Origin of the sequence: Pseudoblastomonas aquimaris, from assembly GCF_035481675.1 — a bacterium.
In the GTDB taxonomy this organism is placed as follows: Bacteria; Pseudomonadota; Alphaproteobacteria; order Sphingomonadales; family Sphingomonadaceae; genus Alteriqipengyuania_B.
The window spans coordinates 1,625,947-1,640,625 of record NZ_JAYJJW010000001.1; the positions used below are offsets into that span (position 1 = coordinate 1,625,947).

The 14,679-nt window shown below is 66.4% G+C and carries 12 protein-coding genes and 1 tRNA gene; 8 read left to right on the top strand and 5 right to left on the bottom strand.

Features of this window, described 5'->3' with window-relative positions; translation table 11 throughout:
• Nucleotides 1–41: 41 nt before the first annotated feature.
• Together VCJ71_RS08090 and VCJ71_RS08095 are read right to left on the bottom strand one after the other, a co-directional pair.
• Complete coding sequence (locus VCJ71_RS08090) at nucleotides 42–1,190, bottom strand: CaiB/BaiF CoA transferase family protein (protein WP_324640356.1); 1,149 nt, start codon at nucleotides 1,188–1,190, stop codon at nucleotides 42–44.
• Between the two features lie 3 nt (nucleotides 1,191–1,193).
• Entirely contained in the window at nucleotides 1,194–1,955 is a 762-nt protein-coding gene (locus VCJ71_RS08095; RefSeq protein ID WP_324640358.1) for a crotonase/enoyl-CoA hydratase family protein, read from the bottom strand.
• A 109-nt stretch (nucleotides 1,956–2,064) separates the two neighbouring features.
• Between VCJ71_RS08095 and VCJ71_RS08100 the strand changes: the two genes are divergently transcribed.
• Nucleotides 2,065–3,318 (top strand): acetyl-CoA C-acetyltransferase, encoded by a 1,254-nt coding sequence (locus VCJ71_RS08100; RefSeq protein WP_324640359.1) that lies wholly within the window; start codon nucleotides 2,065–2,067, stop codon nucleotides 3,316–3,318.
• A 3-nt stretch (nucleotides 3,319–3,321) separates the two neighbouring features.
• Here the strand turns inward: VCJ71_RS08100 and VCJ71_RS08105 are convergent, their stop codons facing one another.
• On the bottom strand, nucleotides 3,322–4,089 hold the full coding sequence (locus VCJ71_RS08105) for an Nmad3 family putative nucleotide modification protein (protein WP_324640361.1): 768 nt from the start codon (nucleotides 4,087–4,089) through the stop codon (nucleotides 3,322–3,324).
• A gap of 86 nt (nucleotides 4,090–4,175) precedes the next feature.
• Here VCJ71_RS08105 and putA point away from each other — a divergent pair, with 86 nt between their 5' ends.
• The 4 genes from putA to VCJ71_RS08125 all read left to right on the top strand — a co-directional run bounded on the left by putA (nucleotide 4,176) and on the right by VCJ71_RS08125 (nucleotide 10,270).
• On the top strand, nucleotides 4,176–7,352 hold the full coding sequence (putA, locus tag VCJ71_RS08110; RefSeq protein WP_324640363.1) for a bifunctional proline dehydrogenase/L-glutamate gamma-semialdehyde dehydrogenase PutA: 3,177 nt from the start codon (nucleotides 4,176–4,178) through the stop codon (nucleotides 7,350–7,352).
• A 54-nt stretch (nucleotides 7,353–7,406) separates the two neighbouring features.
• On the top strand, nucleotides 7,407–8,405 hold the full coding sequence (locus VCJ71_RS08115; RefSeq protein WP_324640365.1) for an SDR family NAD(P)-dependent oxidoreductase: 999 nt from the start codon (nucleotides 7,407–7,409) through the stop codon (nucleotides 8,403–8,405).
• 48 nt (nucleotides 8,406–8,453) lie between these two features.
• Nucleotides 8,454–9,008, top strand: a complete 555-nt coding sequence (gene dcd, locus VCJ71_RS08120) for a dCTP deaminase (protein WP_324640367.1) — start codon at nucleotides 8,454–8,456, stop codon at nucleotides 9,006–9,008.
• Between the two features lie 80 nt (nucleotides 9,009–9,088).
• A complete protein-coding gene (locus tag VCJ71_RS08125) occupies nucleotides 9,089–10,270 on the top strand; it encodes a saccharopine dehydrogenase family protein (RefSeq protein WP_324640368.1) in 1,182 nt (393 codons plus the stop codon).
• Nucleotides 10,271–10,274: 4 nt separating this feature from the next.
• On the opposite strand, the gene VCJ71_RS08130 is transcribed toward VCJ71_RS08125, so the two are convergent.
• Complete coding sequence (locus VCJ71_RS08130) at nucleotides 10,275–12,440, bottom strand: TonB-dependent receptor (RefSeq protein ID WP_324640370.1); 2,166 nt, start codon at nucleotides 12,438–12,440, stop codon at nucleotides 10,275–10,277.
• A 104-nt stretch (nucleotides 12,441–12,544) separates the two neighbouring features.
• Between VCJ71_RS08130 and VCJ71_RS08135 the strand changes: the two genes are divergently transcribed.
• Complete coding sequence (locus VCJ71_RS08135; protein WP_324640371.1) at nucleotides 12,545–12,889, top strand: Mpo1-like protein; 345 nt, start codon at nucleotides 12,545–12,547, stop codon at nucleotides 12,887–12,889.
• An 11-nt stretch (nucleotides 12,890–12,900) separates the two neighbouring features.
• On the opposite strand, the gene VCJ71_RS08140 is transcribed toward VCJ71_RS08135, so the two are convergent.
• Nucleotides 12,901–12,975 (bottom strand) — tRNA-Gly (locus VCJ71_RS08140).
• A gap of 183 nt (nucleotides 12,976–13,158) precedes the next feature.
• On the opposite strand from VCJ71_RS08140, the gene VCJ71_RS08145 reads away from it, so the two are divergent.
• Together VCJ71_RS08145 and VCJ71_RS08150 are read left to right on the top strand one after the other, a co-directional pair.
• A complete protein-coding gene (locus VCJ71_RS08145) occupies nucleotides 13,159–14,067 on the top strand; it encodes a tetratricopeptide repeat protein (protein ID WP_324640904.1) in 909 nt (302 codons plus the stop codon).
• 3 nt (nucleotides 14,068–14,070) lie between these two features.
• Complete coding sequence (locus tag VCJ71_RS08150; protein ID WP_324640373.1) at nucleotides 14,071–14,676, top strand: LON peptidase substrate-binding domain-containing protein; 606 nt, start codon at nucleotides 14,071–14,073, stop codon at nucleotides 14,674–14,676.
• Nucleotides 14,677–14,679: the final 3 nt, after the last annotated feature.

The window sequence follows — 14,679 nt, forward strand, 5'->3', positions numbered from 1 at the left end:
TTCCATCAGAGCTGCGAGGCTACGCTTGCCTGTCCGTACCTTCACCCCACCGCGCCGCTCTCCCTCAGGGTCGCGATCTCGCCCTCGTCCATGCCCAGCCCCGCCAGCACCGCGTCGGTGTCGTCGCCCGGCATGGGGGCGGGAACGGGGCGGTCGGTGGGGGTTGCGGAATAGCGCGGCGCGGGGGCGGGTTGCATGTCGCCGGCGACCTCCACGAAGGTCTCGCGTGCCCGGTTGTGCGGGTGCTCTGCCGCTTCGCTCATCGTGAGCACGGGGGCGTAGCAGACGTCGGTGTGCTCCATCAGCGCGTCCCACTCGTCGCGCGTCTTCGCGGCGAAGACTTCGGCGAGCCTGGCCTTCAAGTCGGGCCAGGCGCGGCGGTCCATCTGGGCGTCGAAGGCGGGCTCCTCGGCGAGGCCCACCAGCCGCCGCAGCTCGGCATAGAACTGCGGTTCGATGCTGCCGATTGAGACGAATTTGCCGTCCGCCGTCTCGTAAGTGTCGTAATAATGCGCGCCCGTGTCGAGCATGTTGGCGCCCAGTTCCTCGCTCCACACGCCCATGTTCTTCATGCCGTGGATCATGCCCATCAGCACCGCGGTGCCATCGGTCATCGCGGCATCGATCACCTGGCCTTTGCCTCCGTTCGCGACGGCCAGCAGCGCGCTCACCATCCCGAAGGCGAGCATCATCCCGCCGCCGCCGAAATCGCCGACCATGTTGATCGGCGGGGTCGGCTTTTCGCCCGCCCGCCCGAAATGCGCGAGCGCGCCGGCTAACGCGATGTAGTTGATGTCGTGCCCGGCATAGGGCGCATAGGGCCCGGTCTGCCCCCACCCGGTCATGCGGCCGTAAACCAGCTTCGGATTGTCGGCGAGGAGCACGTCCGGGCCGAGGCCGAGCCGCTCCATCACGCCGGGGCGGAAGCCTTCGATGATCCCGTCGGCACTGGCCGCCAGCTTGCGGGCGAGCGCGATACCCTCCCCGCTTTTCAGGTTCAGCGCGATCGACTTGCGCCCGCGCCCCAGCACGTCTTTCTGTGAAACCGGCGTGCTGCCGCCGCGCCCGCCCGTGGCCCGGTCGATCCGGATCACCTCGGCGCCGTGATCGGCCAGCATCATGCCGCAGAACGGCCCCGGCCCGATCCCCGCAAATTCGACGATGCGGATGCCCGCCAGCGGGCCGGCCACGGCTTACTTGCCCTTCCAGTTGGGCTTGCGCTTCTCGGCAAAGGCCATCGACCCTTCGCGCGCATCTTCGGAAACGAACACCGGCCCGATCAACTGGGCCTGCTTGTCGTACCGTTCGTCCATCGCCCAGCCGCGCGATTCCTTCAGGATCTGCTTGGACACCTTCACAGCCAGCGGGCCGTTCTCGGCGATCCTAGCGGCCAGTTCCTTCGCCCCGTCCAGCGCGCTGGCTTCCGTCACGCGGTTGATCAGGCCGAGCTCGTAGGCCCGCTCCGCACCGATGAAATCGCCGGTCAGCGCCAGCTCCATCGCGATGCGTTCGGGGATCTGGTCGGGCAGCATCATCACGCCGCCTGCCGCGGCGACGAGGCCGCGCTTCGCTTCGGGAATGCCGAATTTCGCCCCGCTGTTCGCCACCACCAGGTCGCAGGCGATCATCAGTTCCAGCCCGCCGGCTAGCGCATAGCCTTCCACCGCGGCGATCAGCGGTTTCTGGGGCGGCTTCTGCACCACCCCGCCGAAGCCGCGGCCTTCGACGCTGGGGCTCTCGCCGCGCAGGAAGCCCTTCAGGTCCATCCCCGAACAGAAGGTGCCCCCCGCGCCGGTCAGGACGCCGACGCGCAGATCGTCTTCCGCGTCCAGCCGGTCCATCGCCGCCGCAATTCCCTCGGCCGCGGCCTTGCTCATCGCGTTCTTGGCTTCGGGCCGGTTGATGGTGACGACAAGGACGCCGTCATCGACTTCGGTCAGGACTTCTTCGCTCATGGTGTGCTTCCTCTCTTGGTGCCGCCTCCATTGGCGAAAGCGTGCTTGACGGGCATATTTAATCGGGCGATTAAACAAGTCCACCCCGCTCACGAAGGAATCCGCCGCCATGCCCGAAGCCTATATCATCGACGCCGTCCGCACCCCGCGCGGGATCGGCAAGGTCGGCAAAGGCGCGCTAGCGAACGAGCACCCGCAGCATCTCGCCGCGACGGTGCTGAAGGCGATTGCGGAGCGCAATGATCTCGACACGAGCACGGTCGACGACGTGATCTGGTCGACCAGCAGCCAGCGCGGCAAGCAGGCGGGCGACCTGGGCCGGATGGCCGCACTGGATGCGGGCTACGACATCACCAGCAGCGGCACCACGCTCGACCGGTTCTGCGGCGGCGGCATCACCACCGTCAGCCTGGCCGCGGCCCAGGTGATGAGCGGCATGGAAGACTGCGTGATCGCCGGCGGCACGGAAATGATGAGCTATGCCGGGCAGCTGACGCAGGAGGAAATGGCCGCGGGCCTCAAACCGCCGATGATGGGCGCGCACAACCAGCGGCTGCAGCAGGTCCACCCGCAATCGCACCAGGGTGTGTGCGGCGATGCCATCGCGACGATGGAAGGCTTCACGCGCGAGGAACTGGACGAAGTCGGCTACCGCAGCCAGCAGCGTGCGGCCGAAGCCATCGCGGACGGGCGGTTCGCGAGGTCGGTCGTCCCGGTGGTGGACGACGAGGGCAACGTCATCCTCGACCATGACGAATATCCGCGCCCCGAAACGACGCGCGAAGGGCTGGCCGAACTGCAGCCGGCGTTCGGGAAGATGGCCCAGATGCCGATCGACAAGGACGGCACCACCTTTGCCGGGCTGATCAACCGCAAGTATCCCGACCTCGAAATCCAGCACTTCCACCACGCAGGGAATTCTTCCGGCGTTGTCGACGGTGCCGCCGCCGTGCTGGTGACCAGCAAGGAATACGCCGACAGCTACGGGCTGAAGCCGCGCGCCCGCATCGTGGCCACCGCGAACATGGGCGACGATCCCACGCTGATGCTGAATGCCCCGGTGCCCGCCGCGAAGAAGGTGCTGGAGAAAGCGGGCCTGACAAAGGACGATATCGACCTGTGGGAGATCAACGAGGCGTTCGCCGTGGTCGCCGCCAAGTTCGTCCGCGACCTCGATCTCGATTGGGACAAGGTCAACGTCAACGGCGGCTCGATCGCATTGGGCCACCCGATCGGTGCGACCGGATCGATTTTGATCGGCACCATCCTCGACGAACTGGAGCGGCGCGACCTCAAGCGCGGCCTCGTCACCATGTGCGCTGCCGGCGGCATGGCTCCTGCCATCATTATCGAACGCGTCTAGACCTCATGTCCGTTCGATAAGATCCTGCACCCGCGCGAACCATTCGCGCGGGGGCCTTTTCCTGCCCACGTCGGCGACGAATTCCTGCCCGCGCGCAACGCTCTGCAGGCGCGGGCCGCGCAGCCAGCGATCCGCGCGGTCGTGATAGCTTAGCCCGGTTTCGCGCAGCCACTGCGGGATGCGCCACAGGCTCGGCGGGCCGCCGGGCACGGTCAGGCGCAGGTCCGGATGATCGGCCCTGGCGGTGCTACCCGGCCCGCGATAGATCACATCGTTGCGGCCATGCATGGCGATGGCATGCGGGTGATCGAGCGTCTGCAATCCGGCGAGCGTTTCCGCGCCGGCAGTCGCAAGGGCGATCACCTCGGCGATCTCCATCCAGCCGAAGATGCGGTGGTGCGGCTCCCCCGTTTCTTCCTCGCGGAACAGGCCGAAGAACACGAACACGTCGCCCACCCCCACTCCGCGGTTGGAGAGGTGGGTTTGCGCCGCGCCGCACTGGCCGAACAAACACTCCCCGTCTGCGAACATCGGATCGTGGTGGCACAGGTCGCTGCGGGCGATGCGGCCGCCGCTCGTGCTTTCCACCAGCGCGCCCAGCCCGATGTCGGCGTAGGATGTGCGCGAGGCGGCGCCCGCAGGGATCGGCAGGCTGACGGGCACACCGTCCACGATGGGCGACGGGGCCCCGCCCGCCGCACTGTCGAAACCCTTGCGTGAAAAGACGATCCGCATGGTTGCCGCCCTGCCGTAGCGTCCGCCCGCTGCCAAGCGACTTTCCTTGAACCGGAAGGCCTCGGGGTCCAAGTGGCACGCTTACGCAACCGACTCGAATACCGACCCTGCAGGAATTGCCTATGCTTCGCCGCTCCGCCCCCATCGACCGCACCGCGCTGCGCCGCGCCTATCGCGCCGCCGAAGCGGACGTCGACCGCGAACGCATCGAGCAGGCCGCCCCCGTCAGCGCGCTGCACGATGCCGCCAGCGCCTATGCCGCCGGGCTGATCGAGGATGCCCGGAAGCGCAAGGCGAGCGGTATCGACGCGTTCCTGCACACCTACGGCCTCGATACGGACGAAGGCATCGCGCTGATGTGCCTTGCCGAAGCGCTGCTGCGCGTGCCCGACGCGCGCACTGCCGATGCGCTGATCCACGACAAGCTGGGCGACATCGACTGGTCGGAGCATCTGGGCGAAAGCTCCAGCACCTTCGTCAACGCCGCCACTTTCTCGCTGATGCTGACCGGCGAGGTGCTGGAACAGCGCCGCGAGACGCAAAAGGGGCTGTCTAAGAGTCTCGGCCGCGCCGTCGGCCGGCTGGGCGAGCCGGTGATCCGCAAGGCCACGCTGCAGGCGATGAAGATTCTCGGCGGGCAATTCGTGTTCGGCCGCACGATCGACGAGGCGATCAAGCGCGCCCGGCCGGAACGCGAGCGCGGCCTGTCCCACAGTTTCGACATGCTCGGCGAAGCGGCGATGACCTATCCCGATGCGGAACGCTATCGCGCGTCCTACGAAAACGCCATCGTGCGCGTCGGGCAGGTCGCGGGCAGCGGCCCCATGGATTCGCCCGGCATTTCGGTGAAGCTGTCGGCGCTCTATCCGAAATACGACTTCCTCCACCACGATGCCGCCGCCGATGCGCTGGTGCCGATGGTCCACGACCTTGCCGCTGCCGCGCGCGATGCGAACGTCCAGTTCACCATCGATGCGGAGGAGGCGGAGCGGCTGGAGCTCAGCCTCGACATCATCGAAGAACTGCTGGCGGACGACGCGCTGTTCACCCGGCCCGACGGTTCGCGCTGGGAAGGCTTCGGCCTTGCGATCCAGGCCTACCAGAAGCGCGCCGCGCCGCTGTGCGACTGGATCGTCGCCGCCGCGCGCAAGCACGACCGCAAGCTGATGGTCCGGCTGGTCAAGGGCGCATACTGGGATACCGAGATCAAGCTGAGCCAGGTCGGCGGCTACAGCGACTTCCCGGTCTTCACGCGCAAGGTGGCGACCGACGTGTCCTACCTCGCCTGCGCCGAGAAACTGCTGCGCGCCGACGACGTGATTGTGCCCGCCTTCGCCACGCACAACGCCTATTCGGTCGGCGCGATCAAGGCGCTGGCTGGCGGCCTGGCCTCAAGCAGCGGAGCGGTAGGCCGACAAAAGACCTTTGAGTTTCAGCGCCTCCACGGAATGGGCGAGGAGCTGTTCGCCGCCCTCGCCGCGCAGGAAAAGCGCGACGGCCAGCCGCAGACGCCGGTGCGCATCTATGCACCTGTCGGCAACCACAAGGACCTGCTCGCCTATCTCGTCCGGCGCCTGCTGGAGAACGGGGCGAACTCGTCCTTCGTCAACCGCATGGCCGATGCCGACGTGCCCGCGTCCGAGCTGGTGACCGATCCGGTCGCCGAACTCACCGCGACCGAGCCGAAGCGCAATCCCGCCATCCCGCTGCCTGCCGATATCTTCCCGGGCCGCGAGAACAGCGCGGGCGTGGACCTTGCTGACCCGCTGGTGCGCGAGCCCTTGCTGGAGCGGCTGGAGCGGCTGGAGAAAGTCCGCTGGCATGCCGAACCGACCTTCCTTTCGGACGACGACGGCACGGCGGAAATCGCGCCGATCAATGCCCCGCAGGACCTCTCCCACGAAGTCGGCACGCGGCGCGACACATTGCCGGGCGAAGTCGCCGACGCGATCGGCCGGGCGGAAGCGATCCAGCCCGGCTGGAACGCGCTCGGCGGCGAGAAGCGCGCCCTGCTGCTCGAAGAAACCGCCAATCTGTTCGAAGCGCACACGGACGAGTTCCTCTCGCTTTGCCGGCGGGAAGCGGGCAAGTCCGTGGTCGATGGCGTGCTGGAGCTGCGCGAGGCGGTGGACTTCCTGCGCTATTACGCGCTGGAGGCGCGCCGCCACTTCACGCATTCGACCCCGCTGCCGGGCCCAACGGGGGAGGAAAACCGCCTGTCGCTGGTCGGCCGCGGCGTGTTCGCCACGATCAGCCCGTGGAACTTCCCGCTGGCGATCTTCATCGGCCCCGCCGCCGCTGCGCTCGCCGCCGGTAACACGGTGGTCGCCAAGCCGGCCGAGCAGACCCCGCTGATCGCCGCGCTCGCCGTGCGGCTGGCGCACGAGGCCGGCATCCCGCAGGAAGTCTTCCAGCTGCTGCCGGGCGCCGGCGATGTCGGCGAATACATCACCAGCGACCCGCGCATCGCCGGGGTGGCCTTCACCGGATCGACCGAAACCGCGCGGGCGATCAACCGCACGCTCGCCGCGCGCGAGGCGCCGATCGCCACCTTCATCGCCGAAACCGGCGGGCAGAATGCGATGATCGTCGACAGCTCCGCCCTGCCCGAACAGGTCACGCGCGACGTCGTCGCCAGTGCTTTCCAGAGCGCGGGCCAGCGCTGCAGCGCGCTGCGCATGCTCTACATCCAGGACGATGTGTACGACGAGATGCTGGCGATGATCCGCGGCGCGTTCGAGGCGCAGGTCATCGGCGACCCGAAGAACCTTGCGACCGATATCGGCCCGGTGATCGACCCCGATGCCAAGGCCGCGTTGGAACGCCACGTCGCCCGCCGCAAGAAGGCCGGGCGCACCGTGTGGCGGCGCAAGCTGCCGCGTGGCGCGAGCCAGGGGTGCTTCGTCGCGCCGACCATCATCGAGATGGATTCGATCAACGACCTGAGGCGCGAGAATTTCGGCCCCGTGCTCCACGTTGCGCGGTTCAAGGCTGAAGACCTCGGACAGGTGATGGAGGACATCAATGCCACAGGATACGGGCTGACGCTGGGCCTGCACAGCCGTATCGATGCGGTGCGCGCCTTCGTCGAAGCCCGCGCGAAAGTCGGGAATTTCTACGTCAACCGCAACCAGATCGGGGCGGTGGTGGAAAGCCAGCCTTTCGGCGGCGACGGACTGTCCGGCACCGGCCCCAAGGCCGGCGGCCCGCACTACGTGGCGCGGTTCGCCAGCGAGCGAGTGGTGTGCATCGACACCACGGCCGCCGGCGGCAACGCCACGCTTCTCGCCGCGGGCTGATCCTCGGCTGCGGTGGTTAGCGACGTGGCAACCATTGCCCGCTAAGGGGGCGCCATGCAGGTATTGGTGACAGGTGCGGCAGGGTTCATCGGCGCGGCAGTAGCCGACCGCCTTTTGGCGCGCGGCGACAGCGTGGTCGGGATCGACAACCTCAACGACTATTACCAGGTTTCCCTGAAGCGAGACCGGATCGCGCGTGTCGAGGGCCAGGGCAGCAACCGCTTCCGCTTCATCGAGGCCGATTTCTCCTACGAAGATGCGCTTAATCGCGCGCTGGAGAATGTCGCCATCGACCGCATTGTCCATTTGGGCGCGCAGGCCGGGGTCCGCTATTCGATCGACAACCCGCGCGCCTACCTGCACTCCAATCTCGGCGGGCACCTAGAAATGCTCGAGCTCGCCCGGCAGCGCGAGCTTGGCCACCTCGTCTACGCCAGTTCCAGCTCCGTCTACGGCGGCAACGAAAGCGTGCCTTTCGCGGTGGACGACCGGGTCGACCACCCGATGTCGCTGTATGCCGCCACCAAGAAGGCGGACGAGCTGATGAGCGAGACCTACGCCCATCTCTACCGCATCCCGCAAACGGGCCTGCGTTTCTTCACCGTCTACGGCCCGTGGGGCCGCCCCGACATGATGCTGTGGAAGTTCACCGACCGCATCCTGAAGGGCGAGCCGATCCCGGTGTTCAACCACGGCGAGATGTGGCGCGACTTCACCTACATCGACGACATCGTTTCGGGCGTGGTCGCCGCGCTGGACAATCCGCCCGCCGACGATGGCAGCGCGAAGGCCGGTGGCAGCACGAAGCCGCACGCGATCTACAACATCGGCAACCACAAGTCCGAACACCTGATGAAAGTCATCGGCGTGATCGAGGATGCGTGCGGACGCAAGGCCGAGGTCGAGATGCTGCCGATGCAGGCCGGCGACGTGCCGCGCACCTTTGCCGATATCGATGCGATCGCAAACGACCTCGGCTATGCGCCCACCACCAGCATCGAAGAGGGCGTGCCCGCCTTCGTGCGCTGGTTCCGCGAATATCACGGGGTATAATTCCCCCGCCGCCTTGCGCGGTCGGGATGGCTGGGGAATCGTCGCGCCATGGCGATTCTTTCCGACAAGTGGATCCGGCAGCGCGCGCACGAAGACGGCATGATCGAGCCCTTCGTGGAGGCGCAGCGACGCGACGGCTGCATCTCCTACGGCCTAAGCTCATACGGTTATGACGCGCGGGTCGCGCCGGAATTCAAGATCTTCACCAATGTCGACAGCGCCGTGGTCGACCCGAAGGATTTCGACGGCAAGAGCCTGGTCGACCGCGAGACCGACGTCTGCATCATCCCGCCCAACAGCTTCGCGCTTGCCCGGACGGTCGAATATTTCCGTATCCCGCGCGACGTGCTCGTCATCTGCCTCGGCAAGAGCACCTATGCGCGCTGCGGCATCATCGTGAACGTCACGCCGCTGGAGCCGGGCTGGGAAGGCCACGTGACGCTGGAATTTTCCAACACCACGCCGCTCCCCGCCAAGATCTATGCCAACGAAGGCGCGTGCCAGTTCCTGTTCTTGGCTGGCAACGAACCGTGCGAGACGAGCTATGCCGACCGCGCCGGCAAGTACCAGGGCCAGCGCGGCGTGACCCTGCCCAAGCTCTGAGGCGGAACCCGCGCTGCCGTAGCGGCTTTGACTCCCGGCAAGCGCAGGCCCATCACCGTCCGCGCTGAAGGAGGATTTCAATGCCCGACCAATCCCGCGAATTCGACATCATAGTCTATGGCGCCACCGGCTACACCGGCCGCCTCGTCGCCGAACATTTCGTGCGCGAATACGGCGGCAAGGCTGACGGCCCGAAGTGGGCGATGGCCGGGCGCAACCTCACCAAGCTGCAGGAAGTGCGCGGCCTCGTCGGTGCGCCGGACGATACGCCGCTGGTGGTCGCCGATGCGGACGATCCCGCCAGCCTCGAGGCGATGTGCAAGCGGACGAAGGTCGTCCTGACCACGGTCGGCCCCTACCAGCTCTACGGCGACGATTTGGTCGCTGCCTGCGCGAAGACCGGCACCCATTATGCCGACCTGTCGGGCGAACCCGCGTGGATGCACGAGAAGATCGAGCAACATCAGACCGAGGCGAAGGCGAGCGGGGCGCGCATCTGCTTCTCTTCCGGCTTCGATTCCATACCCTTCGACATGGGCGTCTTCATGCTGCAGCAGGAAGCGCAGAAGAAATTCGGCAAGCCGTGCAATCGTGTGCGCGGGCGGGTACGCAAGATGCAGGGCACATGGTCGGGCGGCACGGCCGCCAGCTTCAAGGCGACCATGGCCGCGGCGGCCAAGAAGCCATCGATCCTGAAGGTCCTCAACGATCCCTTCGCCCTCACCCCGGGTTTCGAAGGTCCCGACCAGCCCAATGGCCTGATCCCGAAATACGAGAAGGATTCGAACACCTGGGCCGCGCCCTTCGTGATGGCGGCGATCAACACCAAGAACGTCCACCGCAGCAATTTCCTGCTCGGCCATCCTTACGGCGAGGACTTCCGCTATGACGAGATGGTGCTGACCAGCCCCGGCGACATGGGCAAGGCAGCCGCGCAGGCGATCGCCGGCGGGATGAAGGCGATGCTGGGCGACGGCGGGCCGAAGCCCGGCGAAGGGCCGAGCGAGAAGGAGCGGGAGGAAGGCTTCTACGACCTCCTCTTCGTCGGCTCCACGCCCGATGGCGAGACGATCCATTACGGCGTCCATGGCCAGTACGATCCGGGCTACGGCTCGACCAGCCGGATGCTGGCCGAAACCGGCATCGCGCTTGCCGAAAGCGACCATGAGGGCGGCATCGGCACGCCCGCCTCCATCCTGGGTGAAAAGCTGGTCGAGCGGCTGCGCGAGCATGCCGCCCTGACCTTTGAGGTGGAGGAGTGAGCCGCTAGAGGCTCAGCCGCACGCTCAGCTTCAGGTTCCGGCCCGCCAGCGGCACGAAGTCCTTCGTGAAGCTGGCGTGGCGGCGCGCATCCTCGTCCAGCAGATTCTCGCCCTGCAGGATGATCGCAAGGTTGCGGTTGCCGCTCCACGGTTTCCACGTGATCGAGGCGTCCAGCATCGTGAAGCTCTTGGTCGGCGTTTCGTATTCCGCCAACTCTTCGGGCTCTGCGACATACCGCGCGGAGACGCGGCCGGTCCACGGCCCGTTGCTCGCCTCCAGCGCCGCAAAGGTGCTCAGCGGCGGCAGGCGCGGGATGGTCTCGCCCGTGTCGTCCAGCCGGGCGCGGACATAATCGAAGCCAAGCTCGCCCGTGAGGTCGAATGTGCCGACAGTGGCGAGCGGCGCGATGACCTGCCCTTCCAGCCCGAACCAGTTAACGTCGTCCTGCTGGTAGACAAAGACCGACAGTTCGTCCTCTTCCTCGCCCGTTCCGGACAGGTAGATGAAATCGTCGAACCACTGGTTGTAGGCAGCCAGCCGCAACTGCACGTCGCCGATCTGGCCCGCGGCATAGGCTTCCACGCCCAGCGCCACCTCGGTGCCTAGACCGGGATCGCCGATCTCGAACTGCTGGGTGGCGATATGCGGGCCGTTGGAGAACAGCTCTTCGGCGCTGGGCGCGCGTTCGGCCCGGCTCAGGTTGACGCCGTAACGCATGGCTGCGTCGGGATCGTTGGAGAGGCCGATGGCGCCGGAATAGGAATCGAAGCCGCGCTTGATCCCCAGCGTGTCGGCGGCGACATCGGTCCGCTCGTAACGCAGCGCCGCTTCCAGCCCCAGCCCGCCGAAAGTGAATTCCTGCAGCGTGAAGGACGAGAACTGGTCGGTGACGTTGGGCGCGATATACGCTTCCGCGCCGACCGCTTCGAAATCGCGGTGATAGTACTGGAACCCGGTCGATCCGCGCCAGCCGCGCTGTTCGCGCTGGACGATTTCCAGGCGGCCTTCATAGCCTTCCACATCGAAGGTCGTGCCGACTTCGTCGCCTTCGAATTCGGTGTGGAAGTAATCGCTGTAGCCGCCGCGGAAGCGGATTTCGGAGAACGGTCCAGCCAGTTCGACCCCGCCGCGCACGTCGGCGCGATACTGGCGCAGGCCGATGGAGACCGTTTCCTCGCCCTCCTCCTCTTCCTCGAATGCGCCCTCTTCGCCTTCTTCGCCGTGGTGATGGCCGGCACCCGGTGCGGTCGGCACACCGTAGAACGTGTCGTAGATGCCGAAGGATGCGCCGAAGTTGGCGCCGTCGCCCAGCCAGGCGAGGCCGCCGCCGACGGACCAGGTTTCCGTGCCGCTGTTGGGAATGAACCCGCTGCGGTTGGCCGCTTCGCGCAATTCCGCCGCCTCCTCGAATTCGCCTTCCTCTTCCTCTTCCGCTGCGTCGGCGAGGAGATCCGCGCGAAGCGCATCGGACAGGACGAAGCCGGGCACCTGCAGGTCGTCGGTCTGGCGATAGGATCCGTCGAGGTGGAATACGACCTGGTCGCCGATCGGCACGTCGATGGACCCGCCGCCGGTCAGCAGTTCGTCCGCCGTGGCCGTTGCAGCGAAGGCATCGAAATGCACGGGTTCCGCTGGCATCCGCAGCGGGATACGCTTGTCGATGATATTGACGGCACCGCCGATGGCCTGGCTGCCGTAGAGCAGCACCGCCGGCCCGCGCAGCACCTCGATCCGGTCGGCGGTCAGCGGATCGATGCTGACGGCATGGTCGGCGGAGGTGTTCGAAACGTCGATAGCGCCGATCCCGTCGACGAGGACTTTCACGCGCTCTCCGGAGAAACCGCGCAGGACGGGGCGCGAGGCACCGGGCGAGAAGGAGGTCGCGGACACGCCGGGAATATCGGCGACGATCTCGCCGACCTGCCCGTCCATGTTCCGCTGAAGCTCGGTGCCTGCCAGAATGTCCGTCCCCGCGAGAATATCGAGACGGTCGAGCCCGGCTGCGGTCACGACGATGCCGTGAAAATCGTCGTCGGCATTCGGATCGGACGGGGTCTCGTTTTCCTGCGGACGCGAGTCCTGCGCGTGCGCCAGAGAGGGCATGGCGAGGCTCGTGGAGGCGAGCAGGGTTGCGGAAAGTACGGGCTTTGCGATTCGATGATACAACATAACGCCGCAGCTAGGGCCAAGGACCGGTTGGCGCAAGGCAGCATTTGCGTGCTATCGACGAACGGCAATCGGCGAGCGACGAGCAGTTCGGGAGAATTCGCGCCATGAGCGGCAACCGCATCACCACCTATGCAGACTTCTTCCCGTTCTACCTGCGCGAACATTCCAAACCCACGACCCGCGCAATGCATTACTGCGGGACGGCAGCGGAAATTTTCTGCCTCGGCGCACTGCTGGCGACCGGCAACTGGTGGTGGCTGCTGGGCGCATTCATGGCGGGATACGGCTTTGCCTGGGTCGCGCATTTCTTCATCGAGAAGAACAAGCCGGCGACCTTCACCTACCCGCTATGGTCCTACATCGCGGACCACCACATGGCGGGGCTGGCGTTCTTCGGCAGGCTGAAGCCGCGCCTGCGCGAAGCGGGCGTTGCCGCCGACCGCATTTGATTTCTGGAAAATGGAGCGGGCGAGGCGATTCGAACGCCCGACCCCAACCTTGGCAAGGTTGTGCTCTACCCCTGAGCTACGCCCGCTCACTGACGCAAACCGGGGCGCAGGGCCCCGATGGGAAGCGGGCAGTTAGCAGCGCCTCTGCAGGGCTGCAAGAGGAAATCGGCCTGCCGATCCGCTTTAATTGAACCCTTCACATCGCCGCGCGTTACCCCACATGGAGGGCACCAATTTTCGCGCACTGACAGGAGCACGCCTTGGCTAGCATGGGCCTCAATCTCGAAGAACAGAAAGCGGTCGACGCCTTTCGCAAGGACGTGGTCGAACCGTCGATGACCAAGCTCGTGATCCTCGATTTCTGGGCCGAATGGTGCGGGCCGTGCAAGGCGCTCACCCCGGTCCTCGAAAAGGTCGCGGCCGAATATGCCGACAAGAACGTCGTGCTGGTAAAGGTCAACGTGGACGAGCAGCAGTTCATCGCCAGCCAGTTCCAGGTCCAGTCCATCCCCACCGTCTATGCCATGTTCCGCGGCCAGCCGGTCGCCGACCTCACGCCGATGCGCAGCGAATCGCAGCTCAAGGACGCGCTCGACCAGATCCTGAAGCAGCTCCCGATGGACGAGGCCGCCGGCGGCGAAACCGGGCAGCAGCAGGCCGATATCGACCAATTCATCGCCATGGGCGAGCAGGTGCTGGCCGATGGCGACGGTGAGCGGGCGGCAGGCATTTTCGTACAGGTCGTAGAGATGGCGCCGGACAACAAGGCGGCGCAGGCGGGCCTGATCCGCGCGCTGCTCGCCTCCGGCCGCGAGGAAGAGGCGCAGGCCGCCTTTGCCTCCCTTCCGCAGGAGATGCAGGACGACCCCGCTTTCGAACAGGCGAAGAGCGCGCTGAAGCTGGCGGCCGACCGCCCCGACGATAGCGAGCTGGCGGACTTGCGCGCCAAGGCCGACGGCGGCGATCCGCAGGCGCGTCTCGACTATGCCGGGGCCGCCTTTGCCGCCGGCCAGCGCGAAGAGGCAGCCGATACGCTGCTGTCGATGATCGAGGCCGATCCCGCATGGAACGAGGGTGCTGCCAAGGCCAAGCTGCTGCAGATTTTCGAAGCGGTCGGGCTGGAAGACCCGTGGGTCTCCGCCACCCGCCGCCGCCTGTCGCTGATCCTGTTCGGCTGAGGCGTGCGGCTCTCGATCTTCCCCCTGCCCGGCGCGGTCCTGTTCCCCGGACTGCAATTGCCCCTGCACATCTTCGAACCACGCTATCGCGCGCTGGTGGGCGACGCGCTGGCCCGCGACCGGCGCATCGCGATGATCCAGCCGCAGCAACCGCGCCAGGATTCACCCCTCTTCGCGGTCGGCTGCACCGGCATCATCGAGGATGTCGAGACGACCGAGGACGGGCGCTACAACATTGTGCTGGAGGGCGAGCAGCGCTTCCGCATGATCCGCGAGCTCGATGTCGATACGCTGTTCCGCCAGATCGAGGCGGAAATGATCGACGAGCCGGAAGACGAGTACCTGAGCTCCGTCGAGCGCGCTTCGCTGGAACAGGAATCGCGCCGCTTCGCAGACGTGCGCGGCTATTCGGTGGACTGGGATTCGGTGGAGCGGCTGGACGATGTCTCGCTGGTCAACGGCGTGTCGCAGATTGCGCCATTCGATCCGGCGGCCAAGCAGGCGCTGCTCGAGGCGGCATCGCTGAAGGAGCGGTGCGAACTGCTGGTCCAGCTGATGCAGTTCTTCGGCGCGCCCGGCGGCGACGAGGACCGGGTCACGCTGCAGTAAGGA

Bases quoted from the DNA above. Each gene is read 5' to 3' on its own strand.
- VCJ71_RS08095 (WP_324640358.1), bottom strand. From the start codon at position 1,955: ATGAGCGAAGAAGTCCTGACCGAAGTCGATGACGGCGTCCTTGTCGTC.
- VCJ71_RS08130 (WP_324640370.1), bottom strand. From the start codon at position 12,440: ATGTTGTATCATCGAATCGCAAAGCCCGTACTTTCCGCAACCCTGCTC.
- putA (WP_324640363.1), top strand. From the start codon at position 4,176: ATGCTTCGCCGCTCCGCCCCCATCGACCGCACCGCGCTGCGCCGCGCC.
- VCJ71_RS08135 (WP_324640371.1), top strand. From the start codon at position 12,545: ATGAGCGGCAACCGCATCACCACCTATGCAGACTTCTTCCCGTTCTAC.
- VCJ71_RS08125 (WP_324640368.1), top strand. From the start codon at position 9,089: ATGCCCGACCAATCCCGCGAATTCGACATCATAGTCTATGGCGCCACC.
- VCJ71_RS08145 (WP_324640904.1), top strand. From the start codon at position 13,159: ATGGGCCTCAATCTCGAAGAACAGAAAGCGGTCGACGCCTTTCGCAAG.
- VCJ71_RS08100 (WP_324640359.1), top strand. From the start codon at position 2,065: ATGCCCGAAGCCTATATCATCGACGCCGTCCGCACCCCGCGCGGGATC.
- VCJ71_RS08115 (WP_324640365.1), top strand. From the start codon at position 7,407: ATGCAGGTATTGGTGACAGGTGCGGCAGGGTTCATCGGCGCGGCAGTA.
- dcd (WP_324640367.1), top strand. From the start codon at position 8,454: ATGGCGATTCTTTCCGACAAGTGGATCCGGCAGCGCGCGCACGAAGAC.